General features: G+C 55.4%; 14 protein-coding genes and 1 pseudogene. 6 read left to right on the top strand and 9 right to left on the bottom strand.

Annotated elements, in window-relative coordinates; genetic code table 11:
- The 4 genes from LRS06_RS22405 to LRS06_RS22390 all read left to right on the top strand — a co-directional run bounded on the left by LRS06_RS22405 (position 1) and on the right by LRS06_RS22390 (position 6,808).
- On the top strand, positions 1-1,785 hold the full coding sequence (locus LRS06_RS22405) for a type ISP restriction/modification enzyme (RefSeq protein ID WP_257873610.1): 1,785 nt from the start codon (positions 1-3) through the stop codon (positions 1,783-1,785).
- Positions 1,786-2,190: 405 nt separating this feature from the next.
- A complete protein-coding gene (locus tag LRS06_RS22400) occupies positions 2,191-3,381 on the top strand; it encodes a hypothetical protein (RefSeq protein ID WP_257873609.1) in 1,191 nt (396 codons plus the stop codon).
- A 165-nt stretch (positions 3,382-3,546) separates the two neighbouring features.
- Positions 3,547-4,638 carry a hypothetical protein gene (locus tag LRS06_RS22395; protein ID WP_257873608.1) on the top strand — a complete coding sequence of 364 codons (1,092 nt, stop codon included), beginning with the start codon at positions 3,547-3,549 and terminating at the stop codon, positions 4,636-4,638.
- Complete coding sequence (locus LRS06_RS22390; RefSeq protein WP_257873607.1) at positions 4,619-6,808, top strand: hypothetical protein; 2,190 nt, start codon at positions 4,619-4,621, stop codon at positions 6,806-6,808. Before LRS06_RS22395 ends, LRS06_RS22390 begins: the two co-directional genes overlap by 20 nt.
- A gap of 248 nt (positions 6,809-7,056) precedes the next feature.
- Here the strand turns inward: LRS06_RS22390 and LRS06_RS22385 are convergent, their stop codons facing one another.
- From LRS06_RS22385 to LRS06_RS22375, 3 genes are all read right to left on the bottom strand, one after another.
- The gene (locus LRS06_RS22385) at positions 7,057-7,632 is read right to left on the bottom strand and encodes a hypothetical protein (protein ID WP_257873606.1); all 576 of its coding nucleotides are present in this window, start codon (positions 7,630-7,632) and stop codon (positions 7,057-7,059) included.
- A 194-nt stretch (positions 7,633-7,826) separates the two neighbouring features.
- On the bottom strand, positions 7,827-8,759 hold the full coding sequence (locus LRS06_RS22380; RefSeq protein ID WP_257873621.1) for an IS3 family transposase: 933 nt from the start codon (positions 8,757-8,759) through the stop codon (positions 7,827-7,829).
- Between the two features lie 438 nt (positions 8,760-9,197).
- The gene (locus LRS06_RS22375; protein ID WP_257873474.1) at positions 9,198-9,560 is read right to left on the bottom strand and encodes a hypothetical protein; all 363 of its coding nucleotides are present in this window, start codon (positions 9,558-9,560) and stop codon (positions 9,198-9,200) included.
- A gap of 238 nt (positions 9,561-9,798) precedes the next feature.
- On the opposite strand from LRS06_RS22375, the gene LRS06_RS22370 reads away from it, so the two are divergent.
- Complete coding sequence (locus tag LRS06_RS22370) at positions 9,799-10,614, top strand: IS5 family transposase (protein WP_257873473.1); 816 nt, start codon at positions 9,799-9,801, stop codon at positions 10,612-10,614.
- 29 nt (positions 10,615-10,643) lie between these two features.
- Here the strand turns inward: LRS06_RS22370 and LRS06_RS22365 are convergent, their stop codons facing one another.
- The 6 genes from LRS06_RS22365 to LRS06_RS22340 form a co-directional block, all read right to left on the bottom strand.
- Positions 10,644-11,117 (bottom strand): hypothetical protein, encoded by a 474-nt coding sequence (locus LRS06_RS22365; protein WP_257873472.1) that lies wholly within the window; start codon positions 11,115-11,117, stop codon positions 10,644-10,646.
- 80 nt (positions 11,118-11,197) lie between these two features.
- Entirely contained in the window at positions 11,198-11,590 is a 393-nt protein-coding gene (locus LRS06_RS22360; protein WP_257873471.1) for a hypothetical protein, read from the bottom strand.
- Positions 11,591-11,675: 85 nt separating this feature from the next.
- On the bottom strand, positions 11,676-12,029 hold the full coding sequence (locus LRS06_RS22355; protein ID WP_257873470.1) for a hypothetical protein: 354 nt from the start codon (positions 12,027-12,029) through the stop codon (positions 11,676-11,678).
- A 351-nt stretch (positions 12,030-12,380) separates the two neighbouring features.
- Positions 12,381-14,954: an RCC1 domain-containing protein gene (locus LRS06_RS22350; RefSeq protein WP_257873605.1), complete on the bottom strand. Its 2,574-nt coding sequence runs from the start codon at positions 14,952-14,954 to the stop codon at positions 12,381-12,383.
- Between the two features lie 200 nt (positions 14,955-15,154).
- The gene (locus tag LRS06_RS22345; RefSeq protein WP_257873604.1) at positions 15,155-15,805 is read right to left on the bottom strand and encodes a recombinase family protein; all 651 of its coding nucleotides are present in this window, start codon (positions 15,803-15,805) and stop codon (positions 15,155-15,157) included.
- 270 nt (positions 15,806-16,075) lie between these two features.
- Positions 16,076-16,486: a DUF6331 family protein gene (locus tag LRS06_RS22340; RefSeq protein WP_257873464.1), complete on the bottom strand. Its 411-nt coding sequence runs from the start codon at positions 16,484-16,486 to the stop codon at positions 16,076-16,078.
- Positions 16,487-17,049: 563 nt separating this feature from the next.
- On the opposite strand from LRS06_RS22340, the pseudogene LRS06_RS22335 reads away from it, so the two are divergent.
- A pseudogene (locus LRS06_RS22335) lies at positions 17,050-17,880 on the top strand (RCC1 domain-containing protein); the annotation flags it as partial.
- Between the last annotated feature and the right edge of the window lie 14 nt (positions 17,881-17,894).

Genomic DNA, 17,894 nt, shown 5'->3' with positions numbered 1-17,894 from the left:
TTGCCCGCGCTGGCCCAAGAAGCGGAGCAGGCGCGGCATGTGAAACGAGAAGAGCAGATTATGGTAATTCTGGGAAATCCGCCTTACGATGGGGTCTCTGGATTGGCCATTTCGGAGGAACGCCGCCTAACCGATGCTTACCGCAACCCAGCCCGGACGGTTCAGCCGCAGGGACAAGGGCTCAACGATTTGTATATCCGATTCTTTCGCATTGCGGAACGCCAAATCGCCGAGCGGTCAGGGCGCGGATTGGTTTGCTACGTGTCGAATAACTCGTGGCTAGATGGATTAAGCCACCCCGGACTACGGGAGCGGTTGTTGACGGCGTTCGACCTAATTTATATAGACAACCTGCATGGCGATAAGTATCGAACAGGAAAGACCTACGACGGTAAGCCTGACCCAAGCGTGTTCAGCTCAAAGGCCAACCGGGAAGGTATCCAAGTGGGTACCGCTGTGGCTACATTGGTGCGCACAAGAGCAACAGCGGGGACGGAGAATATAGCCTATCGGGATATCCGCGGCTCCGATAAACTGAAGCAGCTGGAGCTATTGGCAGCACCTGCCGACGACTTGAGCAGCATAGGACGACCGGATGTACCTTACCAGCGTGTGACGCCCGTTGCTGAATTAGGGCTTACATTTTTGCCCCGAACAGTGCGCGCTGGCTATCTGGATAATCCCACATTGCCAGAGCTTTTCCCAGTGTCCTTTCCCGGTATTAAAACTAGCCGAGACGAAGCCTTAGTAGACGGTGATAAAGCCCGACTAGAGTCACGCATGCGTGCCTACTTCAATGCAGCGTTATCGAATGAGGAATTGACAAAACTAGTGCCTCGCCTGATGGAATCTGCTACGGGTTTTAATGCAGTTCAAACGCGACATACTCTGCTCAATCACGGCTATGAATCCGGCCAGATAATCCCTTATCTATACCGGCCATTCGATTTGCGTTGGCTGTATTGGAATCCGCATACCAAACTCTTGGATAGAGAAAGAGCGGATTACCAACGCAATCTGGCTCATGGCACAGTATGGCTGGAAGCAATGCAGGCAAGCCGCAAAGCCTACTCACCTTCGAATTTCACTACCGTTGCTGGCAGTTTGCACGTCAATGAGCGTGGCACCAACTTTTTCCCGTTGTTTAACACGCCACAGGTGGCTGACTCAGAGCCTGTCTACAATCTTTCTAAGCTGGCCTGGAAATACTTGTATAAAACGGGGGAAGCGCCAGAGTCATTGTTTTACCACGCGTTAGCAGTGATGCATGCCCCTGCATACCAAGCGCACAACGCTGGCGCATTGCAGCAGGATTGGCCTCGGCTGCCATTGCCACCGGATCCGGCAGTATTGTCTGGTAGTGCTATGCTGGGCCGCAAACTGGCGGCCTTGCTTAACGTGGCCGCACCGGTGAAGGGCGTTACGCAGGGTACGCTGGCATCAGAACTGATCTCCATAGCTATGCCTCGGCACTATGATGGCGTGCGACAGTTGGATGCAAATGCGGAACATTTTGAAGTGAAAGCCCGCTGGGGATACCTTGGCCATAAAGGGCAAGTCATGCCAGGCCCTGGCTTACTGAGTACGCCGCGCGTTGCGGAGGAATTCAGAGCGGCGGAGTGGGGAATTCAAACAGTTAACGTGCATCTTAACGAGGATGTGTATTGGGCCAACGTGCCGATGGGGGTATGGAATTACAATATAGGCGGGTACCAAGTGCTCAAAAATGGCTTAGCTACCGCAGCTATGAGGTGTTGGGCCGCTCGCTACAGCTTCAGGAAGTAATGGAGTTTACGCATATAGCGCGTAGGATTGCAGCGTTGCTGCTGCTCTACCCTGCGCTGAACTCTAACTATGAGGCTATGCTGTCGCCGATAGAAGAAGCTGTATTAGTTGCGGTATGAAAGCGCTCAATTTTCAGTTAAAGCAGATCACCGAGTACGGCTGTAGTAGGGCTCTGCTTTGGCTTATTGTGCGGTAATTCTTATTAACAGTGTTACACACGGCATCGGGCAAGACGTATAAGTTCTTACTATTCGTTGCAACATACTACGAACGTGCGTTTATATAATGATACAAATAGTTCTGACTTGGAAGTGAGCTAGAAAGAGATTCATTCGGTGAGCCCATAACGGTTTATTATCTTGATCTTCATATCAAGCACTTCGATATGAGTAACACATAATATCCATGTCACGCGCAGGAGGGTCGGCCACTTTATCCGGAGTAGAGTATCAGGTACTGTACACGGCTTTTCGCTTCGCAGAAGCTATTACCGAAGACGATATCATTTTTTTGCGGCCCGAAGCACACCACGTCGAGCTCCCAACGCCAGCTGACGGTTTGCCTAATCCAGCAGCACTGCAGAGGTCTGCAGTGGATGACTTGCTAATTACCCATCGCAGCAAGCCTAGTGAATACATTAGCTTAAAGTACCGGGACAGCAATGGTAGTTGGGATGCAAAGCAACTCAGAGACCGCAAAATACTCCATGACTTTTTCAGCCAACACCAGCAGGACAGCACTGCGCGGCTGCTGCTGATATCCCAATCTCCAGTAAACCGTGACTTAGATGACTGTGTAGAAAGGGTCAATACTTCTGAGCTGGCCAACTTGGAAGCCGACTTAGCAGGAGGACCTTACCAGGTTTTTAAAGCAATCGAAACGTATCTGAAACAGGAATTTGCTAGCGCTAATCCCTCCCGTAGCGATACTCTTCGATTCCTCCGGCAAGTGGAGCTTTATGCTTTTCCTGTTCCATTGCTCTCTGAGAATCTGCTATTACGGTTGCAGCCCCATGTCGCTGACGCTACTGCTGCTAAGAATAGCCTTACTGCACTAGCCCTCCGTGCGGGTGCTGCTCAATTAAGGCTCACGCCTGACCTCATCCGGCAGGAACTGATTCAGCAGGGCCAACCACTCATTCTACCACCCGCTGTTGCGGATGTAATGGCACAGCTACGGCAGGCTAGTTCGTCGCTTACCAGTGAGCCCTACACCATTGGCCACCTGCCCGCGCATCACATCACCCGCCCAGAGGTTGCCGAGCTCCTCTCTTGGGTATTGAACCCTTTGTCACCTCCCCAACCGGGCGAGTCGGCAGCTAGCCGAAAAAGCAAGATTCTGATTGGTGGCGCAGGGGTAGGTAAAACTGTATTGGCGCGCGCCCTTTGCCTCGCATTGCAGCACGAAAATGTACCGGTACTAGGCCTTAAGGCGGACCGGGTAAAGGGCAGTACCAAAGGCGAACTGCTGAGCCAGATTCAGCGTGACGGCTTGCACCACCCCCTCAAACAGGCTCACGGCGGCAGCCTCCACCGAGCGGCCGGCAGTCGTCATCATCGACCAGCTCGATGCCTTGTCCATGTGCCTGTCCACTGACCACGGACAATTGAAGAGCTACACGGAGTTGCTTTCCGAGCTGTATGTTTTGCCAAACATCCGGTTTGTCTTTTCATGCCGCACCTTCGACCTACAGCACGATGTCGATTTAGCGCCTTTCCGTCAGGCGCAACGGGTCGAGGTTCCCTTGCTCAGTCTCAGCCAGTGGAAGAAGCCTTGCAGGTCACCCAAGCAGCCCCCAATTTAGGTGGCCTTTCAGTCGTCCTGCAGGAACTGTTGCGAGTTCCCTTGCATCTGGCTATCTATTGTGCATTAGATGATGCGGCTCGGAGCCAAAAGCCCATTACCAGTTTGCAGGGGCTTTACGGCCGGCTATTCGACGACTTCTTGGTGCGTCGTAACCGTCTGCCCGAAGGGATGGCGTCAACTCGAGTCAAGAATTATTTGACAAGTCTTGCGGTAGCCATGCATACAGGCCAAACATTAACCCTGCCCAAATTTAACTACCGGGAACAGGATGTAGAGGTATTTGAGTACCTGTGCAGCCGCGGCGTTTTAGTTACCACCGGCGCGTCTAACCAGCACGTTGCCCTTTTTCACCAGTCCTTTTTCGAATACTTATTTGCCCGTCAATTTGCATTTTCTGGCCAGCCCCTTGCTGATTTCGTGCTTAGCTCGGGTCAAGGCTTGTTTCAACGCTCGCTGATTCAACAAGTATTGGTGTATTTGCGGGGCGTCGGGTCTCCTGAATATTTGCAAGCACTGCAGCAGCTTCTTGGCTCGCCGGCCTGTCGCTTCCACATCAGACTGTTATTGGCCCAACAGGTTGCCTCGCAGCAGGAGCCCACTGCCGAAGAGCTCACCATTGTGCAGGAGCTTATCCTGAGCGATGAGACACTACGGGTAGCTTTTTTGGAAGCTATTCGGGCGCGGCCGTGGCTTACGTGGCTGGTTTCTCCTACCATATTCCAGTTGCTGTTGCCTGAGTCAATAGCGCCGGAGGATACAGCCATTGGCCGGGCGCTGTTCTGGCGGCTTACCAACCACGCCCCCGATTTGGCGTTGGAGCAGGTTGACGCACTCCCAAACAACATTCATAAGACGGCGTGGATAGCTGCAGTGCTTCCCTACGCTAAAGCGCGTGAGCATCGGCTGTTTGTCCCATTGTTTGAACAGTTGTTCACTATAGAAGAAGTGCCGCAGAATCAACAATTCATCTTCTGGCGGCTGTTGCAAAAAGGCGGCCATCTATCTACCAGAATGGACGGCGAACAAGGTGTACGAGCAGTTGGTTGATTGGCCTGATTCCTCCCGTGCCCATGTTGAACACGAGGCTTACTTTCAGGCCGAAGTTTTCAAAAACCTTTATAAAACGGCTCCAACTGTATGTTTTGACCTTTGTAGCCAGTTGCTCCGGGATTGGATTAAGAAAGCGAACAACTACCGGGAACCACACTATCGGAACTGGAAAAGCAAGTATACTCTTCTGCCCCCGCCATACTTTCTGGAACGGGATTCGGCAGACAAAGAGGAACCACATAATGCGCCGGATGCCGTCCAGTATTACGTGTGGAAATACTTGGTTGAGCAGAGTAGTGAATTCACTGCCAAAGACTGCCAAACCGTTGTGAAATGGTTGAATAGTCGCACTAAAACACTCGTTAGCGCCGCATTGGCAGCGGTAGCCGCAAATCTGCCCCCTTTCACTAACGCGCTGGTTGCACTATTTGTCAAGCCCGGTTGGTTAGCGGAAGCAGCCCATCGTGAAATAGGCTACCAAGTGCTCACTATTTTCTCAATGGTGTGGGATGCAGCCTCGCCTGACCAACGCCGGTTGCTGGTAGCCGTCCTGACTAGCCGAACGACCTTGGTTGACGAGGAGGTTTACGTGCACGATGGTCAGCGCAAAGCCTATAGCCGATTTGGCCAGGCAACGCTACGTTACCTGTTGGCACTGACCCCACCCAGATTTGCTGCTTTCCCGGAATTAGTGCGGCTATACCAAGAACTATTACGCAAGTGGGGAAATATTCCCAATGAAATGACTGGTATGGGAATCAAGGTGACCCATGGTTACCCTTCTCCTGCAGAAAACTGGAAAATAGACGCTGTCACGGCCAATGATTGGCTCAAAGCACTGCGAAAATACCGCGACAAAGACCGCCCGTTCCACAGTGAAGAAGGAACGTACGAAGGATTGATACAGCAGCTTTCTGGTTTGGTAAAAGAAGCGCCAGCTCGCTGGAAATCAGTTCTCCAATATCTGGTCGAGCATAAAGACAGGAGTGTTGCTACCCTGTTGCCCGTCTTCGGTGATGTAGCCCTCGAACTGGCTCAGCCGCTGGTTGACCTGGCTTTCCAGCTTGAGTTGTTGACACACGAAGAAGTTCGACGTATTCGCCGGAATGTCCGCGTTGATGCCGACGGCAAAAAGCGGAAAGCCGACCCGGAAGATATTCGTGCAGACTTGATGCGGGTGCGCGACAATCTTACTACGCCGCCAACTGTTTCAGGTGATAAAGTAGAATTGACAACCTATGCCTTAAACTCACCAGGTGGCAATGCTATTTTTAATCTGCTGCAAGAAAAGCTTCCTGACGAGGTTATTTCTGAGGTTTTAGATACGCTGCAACTGGTGGCTGCGGAAGGCTCCCGGTATGTTCGGGCTGGTGCCGCCTATCATGTAGCCATGCTACTGAATACCCAGGTGCCACCTAAAGACATTGTGGCGCTTTTTGTAGGTCTGATAGGCGGTGATTTTGAACTGATGGAACCAGGGATGTGGTCGTTGCAGTACTTAGTTTGGCGCGATTATGATGCCATTCTTATTCTTTGTCAGCAGGCTATCGGCGAAGAAAAAGCCCATAAGCCCATTACCAATATTCTGACGGTGATGTGGGCCAATAACAAGCCTGGAGCTTATGAGGTGCTGATTGAGCTATGGGCTATCAACCCCGATATGCGCGCGGCTTCGCTCAAGATGTTGACTAACGGATATGACGACTGGCCGGATAAGCAAGTCTTCTTTGAGGCCTTTGAGATGTTTCTCGTGCCAGCACCGACAGAAAAGCTTCGGCGGGCGTACGACTCCATTTTTATTCACTTTCCTCCGGCCGATTTTGAAAGAATAGCACCGTTACTCCCGCGCTATCTAATCAACTGTGCAGCCGATTTTGACAGGGACCATTTCCTTGTTGACTACTTAGCCAAAAGCGTTAAGAACCATCCGGTTGAGTGTATTGATGCCTTAAATACGCTGTTTTCACAGATTCCAGTTTCCCGAGGTTATTGGCCAGCTAGTAGAGCACTGGAAGTTTTGATAGAGGCGTATATCTCACTTCCACATCACCTTGCTGACGATGCCGATAGCAAGGCTGCTCTTGACTTGTTTGATAAACTATTGGCCCGCCCTGATTGCCGTGAAGAGCTAGACAAGACGCTAGAACAGGTGCAAAGTGCCCGCTAATCAAACAGAAGACACTAGATTGAGTGCCGACAATGAATGATTACCTATACTAAGTTGAAGCTTACATCATCGAAACTTCTGTCCCCTATAGAGTCATCTGACACCTTACTTCAATGACCGTTTAACAAATGTGACAAAGTGAAATAGTCGAAGGCATTAGCACAAATACCACCGTTTTCTTGGCCTACTCGGCCAGCAAGCACTGCCTATTGCTGCCCTCTGGCCTCAGCGGGATACAGCTCGGTCGTTCAACGCCACTCAAACCAAACGACTAACCGCTGGTGCTTCGAGGCTTCATCCAATGTTTTCATTAACTGAAACAACAGGCTCCACCCAAGAGGCCACGCCAACTCCTGTTCCGCCTCAGGATGGTCCTGCCAGTGGATGGCTGCTATTTCATCATAGGAAAGAAAGGTATAGCCCCACATGCTCATTTGGGTGGCATCGTTGCCTAACGATTCTTGGACCCCTTGGGCCGTCCACCACGCCAGGTTTGGCGGAAATCCCCGGCGGTGCGCCAGCGGCACCGGCAAGCCACGGGCAGTGGCTGGCGGCACGGTCTGTTTCGATTCGCCAAATAACACATCGCACACGTCACCGGTGAGCAAGTTTAAGCTACTGAGGTCGAGGCATGTGAACCACACGTAATCCTGTTCCAGGTACCCCTCGTACCCATTCGCTATTTCAAGAAATCCGCAAATGTCTACTCCCATCGTTTTCGTGCTGTAGCCATAAAATAAGTATCGTGCCGTGGCGCTTGAAGAATGCTCTTGCTGAAATAAGAAAGCCAAAATACGGCGGTAAAGCTGGAGCAAACGCTGCATTAGAGGAGTTCACGAAACTCATCCACCGGAAAGGGTTTTCTGTACTTAGCTAATTGAACCAGTTTATTGAACTCGACCGCTCCCAAGGCGCAGGTTTCAAGGGACTATCAGAGCCCTTTTGGAGCGGTTCACTCAAAGGAGCGTTAGCGCTTACGTTGAAGTATCTTTGTCTTGTCCTGAAATAAGTTGACCGTTTAATGGTAGTCCGGGTCTGCGTTGACCGTTTCGGTGGTAGTCCTAAAATTACTTTCCTTTGGCTCGTTTGCAACGGGTGGTTTGTAGTAGTTTTTCCAGCGCCGCTCTAACGGTCCCCAGCTGCGATGTGCTTCATCAGGGCTTTGGTAGTTGCAACTCAGATGGGGGCGTTTATAGTTGTAGAGAAACACGGCTCGTTCAAGGTGTTGCTGCGCTTCATCCAGCGAACGTACCGGCTGGTGACTTAAATACTCCTGCTTGAGGATGCCATTAATACGTTCAGCCACGGGGTTTTCCAGCGGGTCGGAGTTCTCGGTCATGCTCACCTGCACGTGCCACGCGGCCAACGGGGCCAGGTATTCCTGGCTGCAGTACTGAATGCCGCGGTCGCTGTGATGAATCAGGTGGCGGCCGGCCCGCTTGCTGATTTGGCGCAGGGCCATTTCCAGCGCGCACCGACAGTGGACCGTGGCCAGCGTTTCGGCTACAGCGAAGCCCATGATGCGGTGCGAGTAGGCATCGGTGAGCAGCGAGATATACAGGCAGCCGGCTTCAGTAAACCAGTACGTGATGTCCGCCACCCAGACCTGATTGGGCCGTAAGGGCGTCAGGTTCTTAATCAGGTTCGGATACTTGCGGAATTTATGCCGGGAAAAGGTGGTGATGGCCTTGCGCTTGCGCCGCCGAATCAGCAGGTTATTAGCGGCCAGCAAGTCAAAGAGGGCATCCCGGCCCAACTTGATGCCTTGGGTCATAAACTGCTCTTGCAGCAGATAGTACAGCTTTTTACCGCCCATGCGCGGGTGGTCCTCCCGCACTTTGGCGACCAAGTCCAGGACGTACTGTTCGCGTTCCTCGCTGGTGAATTGTCGGTTTTGGTGCTGGTAGTAAGCCTGGCGGCTGAACCCAAGTACCCCGCTGACCCGCCGCAGGCAAAAGTGCGGGCAGCTGACTCGCAGGAGCTGGACTACTTGGTAGCGGACTTTTTTCGATGCTCAGGCCCAGCTCCTGCTCGGCCACCCGGATGACGTTTTTGTAATAGAGCACCTGTAACTCGGCTTGTTCGAGCTGTTTCTGTAACTGCTTGACCTGGCCGGTCAGCGCATCGGCGTGCTGCACCACTTGCTCGACGAGCGTCGTAGGTGGCTTTTTCGCGGTGTTTTCCATGGCTTCGGTACGGGCCAGTTCTTCTTGCCGGACACGTTCCACCCATTTGGTAACGGTCGAGCGGGTGAGCACCTGGTATTTGCTCATCGCCGACTCAATGGTGTGGCGACCAAAGGTGATTTCTTCGACCATCTGGCGCATTTTTAACTCGTGCGCCTGCTTGCGTAACAGAAATAAGTGTTCCATCTGCGGGGGATTGATGGTCAACTCATTTTAGGACAAGACATCTTCAGCGAATCTACTGCTTGTTGGTAAGACAGCAGGGCGTGCTGGTTCCTTCCATAATAGGCTATTTCCCACGGTTCTTTGCAGGTGTAGCAGTAGCGCAAATCCATGGTAACCCATTTGAATATAAATAAGTCGCTCTCACGCTTGATGCCACTGAGGTAATCTACTTCTACTCTTTTCTGGACGTGCCCCAATCCGTAAACTTTGTCGCCCGAAAAGTGCACTTCGCCATTTGAGCGACTATAATGGCTTTGCCAGCCGGTTTCAACTACTGGTATGCCCAACGTCATTCTGTTGTCGTTGTACGCGTGTCCATACATTTTCAGCCGAAGCGTCATTCCACACATGAGCAAGAGCATGAGCATGGGTATAGCACCTAGTGGGAGCAAGCTTATAAGTTTTTTCATTGTGTCGGCCTACAAGGCATGCTGACGAAGTGCTGTGGTTCGTGTACTAAATGCTAAAGCAGCCGATCAGCAAGCAGATGAACGGCTAATGAAACGGTCCGAATAGTGATACGAGCATTTAGATTAGCGCTTAGACGGTGTTATGGACTTGTGAGCGAAATTAGCGGGTATGGAAATTACCCGCCGCGCTTACCCCAGCGACGTAACCGACGACGAATGGGGCTTTTTATTGCCTTACCTGTTGCTGGTGCGGGAAGATGCTGCCCAGCGACAATACCCGCTGCGTGAGCTGTTTAACGCGTTGCGCTACGTCGTGCGCACGGGCTGCACCTGGCGCTACTTGCCCCATGATTTGCCGCCCTGGGCCACGTGCTACCAGCAGTGGGCCCGCTGGCGCGACGCCCGTGTGTTTGAGGCCCTTACCGACGACCTGCGCCAGGTGCTGCGCTTGAACGAGGCCCGGCCCGCCGACCCGAGCGCCGTGATTTTTGATTCGCGTACGCTGCAGAGCACGCCCGAAAGCGGGCACCGGGCGGGCTACGACGGCGCCAAACGGCGCAAGGGCAGCAAGGTGCACGTGGCCGTCGACACGCTCGGGCACCTGCTGGCGGCTGTGGTCACACCGGCCAACGAGCAGGACCGGGCGCAGGTGGGTGTGCTGGCCGAAGAAGTGCAAGTAGCATCGGGGCAAAGCGTTACGCTGGCCTACGCCGACCAGGGGTATACGGGGGAAGCGCCCGCGCAGGCCGCCGAACAGCACGGCATCGAGCTGCACGTGGTCAAACTCGACCAAGCCAAACGCGGCTTCGTGCTCTTGCCCCGCCGCTGGGTCGTCGAGCGCAGCCTAAGCTGGAGCGCCCGCTACAAGCGCCTGGCCCGTGACTACGAGCGGCTGGCCGTCAGTTTGCAACAACTCCACTACCTGGCCTTCGCGGGGCTCATGTTGGCCAAAGCCGCTGGCCTTAATTTGCTCGCAAGTGCATAACACCGTCTAGGTGCCGTATCCCGCGCGTTTTACTCTTGGAATTGAAATGCAATGGGCCCCGTACCCAAGCTGTCGGTCAACCGCTGGAACTGAGCGCTGGTGAGCGGTTTGCTGATTAAGGCCCCAATGGCGGGGTCCCCAGCGTCGGTGCTGCGGTCGTTGCGCACCGCAAACCAATAATACTGACGCCCAGATTGGATGAACACGTAGCCGGCTTGGTAGCCCACCCGGGAAACGTCTTGAAAGCGGTCAAAGTCTACGCCATTAGGCCCCCGGTAAAAGAGGCTATAGCCGGACGCCGACGGGTCACGGGCGACGTAATACGGGCCGTAGATGGGGGTTTCCCGCGTGAAGAGGTCCGTGCAAGCCGACAAGCTGCTGCCGGACACGCACAGCAGCCACCCCAGGGCATATCGAGCAGCGACCAAGCGGTAGTCAGTGGAATACCATTTCAACAAAGGCATGGCATAAGCTACTTCGCGTAGGTTCAAGATAACGATCATTTCAGGTAAAGGAGGCTTTTAGGAATAGGTATTTGCCGTAACCGTGCCCTTCATCCGGAGGAACATTCTAGTTCGATCCTTTACCAGCTTGCATAAAAGATGCTTTCACCCTCGATGAAGTTTTCAATAAAGTTCTTTTGGAAGTTTTGCTGCAACGCCTCTAAGGTGCTTATGTGGTCATCTTTAAGGTATTCGTATGCCTTTTTTACACTTAGTAAGTCGAAATACGGTCTTCCATTCTGAAAGTCTTTATAGAACAGGCTGCTCATGCCTTTACGCTGGTATCCTTTCTCCATGACGTATAAAACTGTCATGGTCACTTTCGCTTCTTCATCGTGTACCTCTGCTAATAGCGCTTTATGTTTTTCTATAAACGCTGGCGAAATACTCAGTTCCTCTACGGGAAAGTACTCTAGTTGCTCAACCGCGTGCGTCTTGGCAATAGGGACAACATGACTTACATCTAAGCCCATAGCTGATAGTAGCTGAAAGAGTGTGCGGCGGCTTGGGGCTAACAAACTGGTTCAGGGAAACGGAGGAGCCCTAAACGCGTCTGGTTCAGACGAAGGAGAATAGAAAAGGCAGCAGGCCGTAGGAGAGCATGCCCAGCAAGGCGTAGCCGGCTCTCACCGTTCCTACATCACCTTGATAAGCTGACCAGTAGCTCCGAGGATGCCGGCGAAAGTAGAGCACAGTTGCTCCGGCTGCGATGCCGCTTAGCCCCATGTACACAAGGCCTGTCATACGCGGCACATACGCCGGGCCTACTTGCTGGAGCAGTACCAAATACAGCCCGACAATCGCAAAGTGCAGCCAGAGCCACAAGCCACCATGCGCAGTGACAAGCCGCAGATAGGGGGACTGCTGTTTGGAAGCAAGGTTATAAAAACAGCGAAACAGAAAGTCCATCACACATCACATAAAGAGAACTAGCCAGGGTTTGACTCTTCAAGCCAAAATCAGCTGTTGGGTTAAATAAACGGTGGTTTGAGCAGCCTCTAACTTCATGATTGGGCCTAGTACTGCTAGCGGTACGAACGAAAAAAGCCTAATGGTTTTTAGCAAGTCTCATCTCTCAATCGTCAGACTTCCGTTGACTTTGCAGCTAGGGCAGCATAGCGCAATATGTCGAAAAAAGCCGCCCCACCCGGAACGGCTTTTTTAGAAGAAATGCCGCTCTATTTTCTTTAAAACGGCTTCGCCTGAACTTGGGTGGCTATTTGGGTGTCTAGCCTAACCGAACGGGACTGTGACGAGTAGCTTTTACTCCCTCACCACCTTCACCTGGGCGGGGCGGCCGTCAATGACCAGGCGCACGATGTAGAGGCCGGCGGGCCAGCTCGTCAGCTCGGGCACAACCAGCTTGGCGGGGCCAGCCGGGGCGCTGATCAGCCGGCGCAACAGCACGCGGCCGGTGATGTCGGTCAGGGTCAGAGGCGCAGACACCAGTGGGGTGGCCAGGGTGAAGTCCAGCGTGAGAACAGCCCCGCTGCCCAACGGCACAGGGGCTGCCCGTAAGCCGCCAGTGCGGGCCGAGAAAGCGGGCAGGCTCAAGGGCAGCGAACCGTCACCGCCTTCGATGAGGAGTGGGTCCGTGCTGAGGGAAGGTTCGCCGAGCTGTTCGCTTGAATTGTTGCCCCAGGCCCAGAGGGTGCCGTCAGTGCGCACGGCTACGGTATGATACAGGCCCGTCGCCGCGTTTGCCCAGTTCGTGGCCGTGCCCACCTGTACGGGCGCGCGACGGTCGACACCGGTACCATCGCCGAGTTCGCTGTTGCCGTTGTAGCCCCAGGCCCAGAGGGTGCCGTCAGTGCGTAGGGCCATCGTGTGCCTGGGGCCCACCGCCGCGCTCTTCCAGGTGGTAGCCGTGCCTACTTGCACAGGGACTATGCGCATGTTGGCTGTAGTGCCGTAGCCGAGTTGACCGTCGTCGTTATAGCCCCAGGTCCAGAGTGTGCCGTCTTTCCGAATAGCTAAGGTATGAGAACCGCCCGCCGCCACGCTCGCCCAGTTCGTGTCCGTGCCCACTTGCACGGGCACGTGGCGGTTGACTTTGGTACCGTCGCCGAGCTGGCCGTTTTCGTTCTGGCCCCAAGCCCAGAGTGTGCCGTCAGTGCGCACGGCTACGGTATGAAAACCGCCTGCCGCCACACTCGCCCAGTTCGTGTCTGTGCCCACTTGCATGGAGGTCATATGGGCGGTATTGGTGCCGTCGCCGAGCTGGCCGTCATAGTTGCTGCCCCAGGCCCAGAGAGTACCGTCGGTGCGCAAGGCCACGGTGTGGCCAACGCCCGCCGCTACGCTCGTCCAGGTGGCCGTGCCCACTTGCACAGGCACGCGCTGGTTGACTTTGGTACCGTCGCCGAATTGCCCGCCTTCGTTCAGGCCCCAGGCCCAGAGTGTGCCATCTTGCCGAATGGCTAAGGTGTAATACCTGGCCGCCACCACGCTCGCCCAGGAAGTGGCCGTACCCACTTGCACGGGGGTGCTGCGGCCGGTGATTGGCACACCGGTGCCGAGCTCACCATTTCCGTTGTAGCCCCAGGCCCAGAGTGCGCCATCTTGCTGGATGGCCCTGGTTTGATACTGGGCCGCCGAAACGCTGGCCCAGTTGGTGGCCGTGCCAATGCGGGCCGGGAACATTTGGCGACCGGGTACCAACTGCGTACTGCCTACCTGGCCTTCGCCGTTGCTGCCCCAGGCCCAGAGCGAACCGTCGGTGCGCTTGGCCACGGTGTGCCAATCGCCCGCCGCAACGCTCGTCCAGTTGGTATCGGTGCCCACTTGCACGGGCACGCGGCGGTTGTCGGTGACGCCGTTACCGCGCGGGCCGCTGCCGATTTGGCCGTTGTCGTTGCTACCCCAGGCCCAGAGCGTGCCGTCTTTGCGCACGGCTACGGTGTGGTTAATGCCTGCTGCCACACGCGCCCAGTTGGTGGCCTTGCCCACTTGCACGGGGGCCGTGCGTCGGGTGATGGTGGAGCCGTCGCCGACCTGATCGCTGAAGTTGCTGCCCCAGGCCCAAAGCGTGCCGTCGGTACGCACAGCTGCGGTGTGCAAGTTGCCTGCTGCCACGCTGGCCCAGGTGGTGGCTGTACCCACTTGTGTGGGGGTTAAACGGTTGTCAATGGTACCGTTGCCGAGCTGGCCGTAGTCGTTCACCCCCCAGGTCCAGAGTGTGCCGTCAGTGCGCAGAGCTACGGTGTGCAAGTCGCCCACTGCTACGCTGGCCCAGTTAGTGGCCGTGCCTACTTGCCCAGGCACGCGGCGGGTGTTAGGGTAATCCGTGGAGGTGCCGTTGCCGAGCTGGCCGTGGTGGTTCAACCCCCAGGTCCAGAGCGTGCCGTCGGTACGCACAGCTACGGTGTAGCCAGGACCCGCCGCCACGCTGGCCCAGTTGGTATCGTTGCCCACTTGCACGGGAGTGCTACGATCAGTGATGGTGCCGTCGCCGAGTTCACTGAAGGTGTTTCTGCCCCAGGCCCAGAGCGTACCGTCGGTGCGCACGGCTATAGTGTGGGCATTGCTCGTCGACACACTGGCCCAGTTGGTATCGTTGCCCACTTGCACGGGAGTGCTACGATCAGCGAAGGTGCCGTCGCCGAGCTGGCCGTAGGTGTTGTCTCCCCAGGCCCAGAGCGTGCCGTCGGCGTGGATGCTGAAGGTGTGCTCACCACCGGCGGCACATTGCTGGGCCTGGGCCGGCGCGGCGAAGGCCAGCAGCCCCAGCAGTAGCGCGGATAGCCACCGGCCGCGTATCAGCAAGAGAGTCAAGAGCGAAGTCGGCCCAGAAAGGCGCGAGGCGGCCTGCGGGGCCACCAAGGAAGGATAGTGCATGTAAGCAACAGGGAGTGCCACGTCCCGGGGAAAGGCTGAGACGAGCGCGTTGCCGCTGGTAGTCCCGTATACTTAACTAAGATCGAATAAGCCGACCAAGATACTGCTTCTCAGGGTTCTTGTTGCAAAGGACCGTCAAGAACAGCTTCATGGCGTCCGTGTGATAGCAGGTCGAATACCACTAATAAGTCCTCAGTTGATCAACCCGTAGAAGAAGTGGTGTAGTCTGCCGTTTGCGACAAAGGTGACTCTACCTTTAAATACTTATGGACCGTACCCACCGGCACTTGCACGGCGGCGCTGATCTTGCGGACGCTTAGTCCCTCCTGCTGCAACTGCTGGATCCGGGCCACGAGTTCACGCGCCAAGGCCCGGCGGCCGTGCACGTACACCTCGCCTTGTTCGGCCGCCTTCTGCCGCTTCCGCGCTAGGCCCGAGCTCACGTTCTCGCTCAGCCGCTGCGAGTAGTAGCCGGCGGCCCAGGCAATCATGGCCTTCATCAAGTCCTTCATCGGGCCGGTGGTGTTGAGCAGCGGCTCGGCGTAGCTCCAGAAGCTTACCCCGCACTGCTCCAGCAGGGAGGTGTGCTCAAATACCTTCTCGATGCCCTCGCGGCTGAAGCGGCTCAAGTCCCACACGCGCACCAGGTCGAACTTGCGCTTCTGCGCATCGCGCATCAGCTCCTGAAAGGCTTTGCGGCTCTCGCTCCTGCGGCCCGAGTCCTGATCCACGTATTCCTTGTAGACCACGTCGCCGGCGCGCTCAGCCTCCCGGCGCAGCACCAGCAGCTGATTCTCCGGATCCTGGTCCTTGTCGGCGGTGGACACGCGGGCGTAAAGCGCTACTCTCATTCCCTGAAGATAGGTGTTCAGATTACCTGTCCGAAAACACCCCTGAAAAACCGCGTTTTCGAGGGCGTAAGGGCAGCCGCGAAAACCGTTCAGAAAAGACCTGTGGCTGTTGCAGAACTCGTCAAGCAGTGTCAAATCGGTTTGTGCTAATCCCAATGCAGGTGCAAAAGGCCCGTTTATGCGCATTGCGGGCTCGCTTCAAGCTCTACACCGCCGGTTGGGCAAGTCAAACCGGGGTTCTGCAACAGCCACACCTCTAATCTGAACAGCTTAGCTGGCTCCTTCGCCAGTCAGTATCGAGAGCAGATGCTTCTGTAATTGCAGGAATGAAGCCCGCGCAAAAAGCTGGTTTAAGCGATGGTGGCAGACAATCGGTTTATCACTCTGGTAAACGGCTTTCTCCATCTGACGAAGCTCCTCCACAACTTCTTGTTTGTTCAGCCCCTGGGCCGCTTTGAGGATGTTGTTCGGCCACCAATCGAAGGCGTACACGCCGCAACACTGTGCTACGCAATCGACTTCCAACTGATTCCAAAAAATATCCAGAGAGGTCAATGCCAACGCACCCGCTTCGGTCGCTTCCGGACGGCCCAATTCTAACATAGCGTCGCTTAATGGATCGAAATCCATCAGGTTAATCGATTCACTAGTACCGATCCGGAGAGAATCTTGCTTGGGCATAGTATTTAGGAAAAGTGAGAGTCAGTACATGTAGCAACTAAAGAGATAAACTATTAAGCTACCAATACTAATGGAACACCTCTTACTAGTAGGTTCAGCGAAACGGTGATAAAGTAGCGACCTGTTTCCGATAAAGTCTAATAGGGCCACGCTAGCGGTTTCTACTTTAGCTACAAGCATCGTCCAATAACCGACCGTGGCTGCTGCAGAACTCGCTGCAGGTCTGTTGAGTGAGGGTTCAGCGAGCTGAACCAAGCTTCAAAGACTCACGAAGAGGCTTTTATAGGCCCCCTAGGCGTTTGCATATATGGTTATTATGCTACCCCATGACTTCTGCAACAGCCACGACCGTTTTTTGGATGGTAATTACTGGGCTAGATGGGCCGACAGCGGGCTCTACTTAGAACTAAGCAAAAGGCCATAGCTTGCTTGAACGACCCTTTTGTAAGAAGAACCCTTTAAGCCTTATCTTGAGCAGCTTATTCGATTGCAGTTACGGGACCCTTAGCAGCAACGCGCGTGTCTCTGCCTTTCCCCGGGACGTGGCACTCCCCATTCCTTAGATGCACTATCCTTCCTTGGTGGCCCCGCCGGCCGCCTCACGCCTTTTCTTGCCGACTTCGCTGCTGACTTCCTTGCTTACGCGCGGCCGGTGGGCGGGCCAGTGGCTGCCCGCGCTGCTGCTGGGGCTGCTAGTCCTCGCCGCTCCGGCTCAGGCCCAGCAATTTGCCGCCGGCGATGGACACACCCTCATCATCCACGCCAACGGTGCGCTCTGGGCCTGGGGCAACAACCGCCAAGGCCAGCTCGGCGATGGTACCAACACCAATCGCCGCTTCCCTATGCAGGTGGGCACTGGTACCACCTGGGCGAGCGTGGCGGGTGGCGAGTGGCACACCGTGGCCGTGCGCACGGACGGCACACTCTGGACCTGGGGCTACAACAAAAGCGGCCAGCTCGGCGACGGCGCCACCACCCAGCGCATGGTCCCCGTGCAGGTGGGCACTGGTACCACCTGGGCCAGCGGGTCGGCGGGCAACGACCACACCGTGGCCGTGCGCACGGATGGCACGCTCTGGGCCTGGGGCAAGAACAACTCCGGCCAAGTAGGCGACGGCACCATCACCGATCGCAGCGCGCCCGTACAAGTGGGCACGGCCACCAACTGGAAGAGCGTGGCGGCGGGCAACGACTATACCGTGGCCGTGCGCACGGACGGCACGCTCTGGGCCTGGGGTAACAACAACTCCGGCCAGCTCGGCTTGGGCGACAACACCCGGCGCAGCACGCCTGTGCAAGTGGGCACCGCCACCAACTGGGCCAGTGTGTCGGCAGGCAACGACCACACCTTGGCCATCCGGCAAGATGGCACGCTCTGGGCCTGGGGCAAGAACAACTCCGGCCAAGT

This window comes from Hymenobacter sp. J193, from assembly GCF_024700075.1.
Classification (GTDB): Bacteria; Bacteroidota; Bacteroidia; order Cytophagales; family Hymenobacteraceae; genus Hymenobacter.
The sequence above is the reverse complement of the archived record's forward strand: the minus strand, read 5'-3'. Positions and strand labels throughout refer to the sequence as shown.

What these genes read in the sequence shown, in the direction of transcription:
- LRS06_RS22345 (WP_257873604.1), bottom strand. Translation starts at nt 15,805, where the DNA reads ATGAGAGTAGCGCTTTACGCCCGCGTGTCCACCGCCGACAAGGACCAG.
- LRS06_RS22340 (WP_257873464.1), bottom strand. Translation starts at nt 16,486, where the DNA reads ATGCCCAAGCAAGATTCTCTCCGGATCGGTACTAGTGAATCGATTAAC.
- LRS06_RS22360 (WP_257873471.1), bottom strand. Translation starts at nt 11,590, where the DNA reads ATGGGCTTAGATGTAAGTCATGTTGTCCCTATTGCCAAGACGCACGCG.
- LRS06_RS22400 (WP_257873609.1), top strand. Translation starts at nt 2,191, where the DNA reads ATGTCACGCGCAGGAGGGTCGGCCACTTTATCCGGAGTAGAGTATCAG.
- LRS06_RS22365 (WP_257873472.1), bottom strand. Translation starts at nt 11,117, where the DNA reads ATGATCGTTATCTTGAACCTACGCGAAGTAGCTTATGCCATGCCTTTG.
- LRS06_RS22370 (WP_257873473.1), top strand. Translation starts at nt 9,799, where the DNA reads ATGGAAATTACCCGCCGCGCTTACCCCAGCGACGTAACCGACGACGAA.
- LRS06_RS22375 (WP_257873474.1), bottom strand. Translation starts at nt 9,560, where the DNA reads ATGACGCTTCGGCTGAAAATGTATGGACACGCGTACAACGACAACAGA.
- LRS06_RS22385 (WP_257873606.1), bottom strand. Translation starts at nt 7,632, where the DNA reads ATGCAGCGTTTGCTCCAGCTTTACCGCCGTATTTTGGCTTTCTTATTT.
- LRS06_RS22350 (WP_257873605.1), bottom strand. Translation starts at nt 14,954, where the DNA reads ATGCACTATCCTTCCTTGGTGGCCCCGCAGGCCGCCTCGCGCCTTTCT.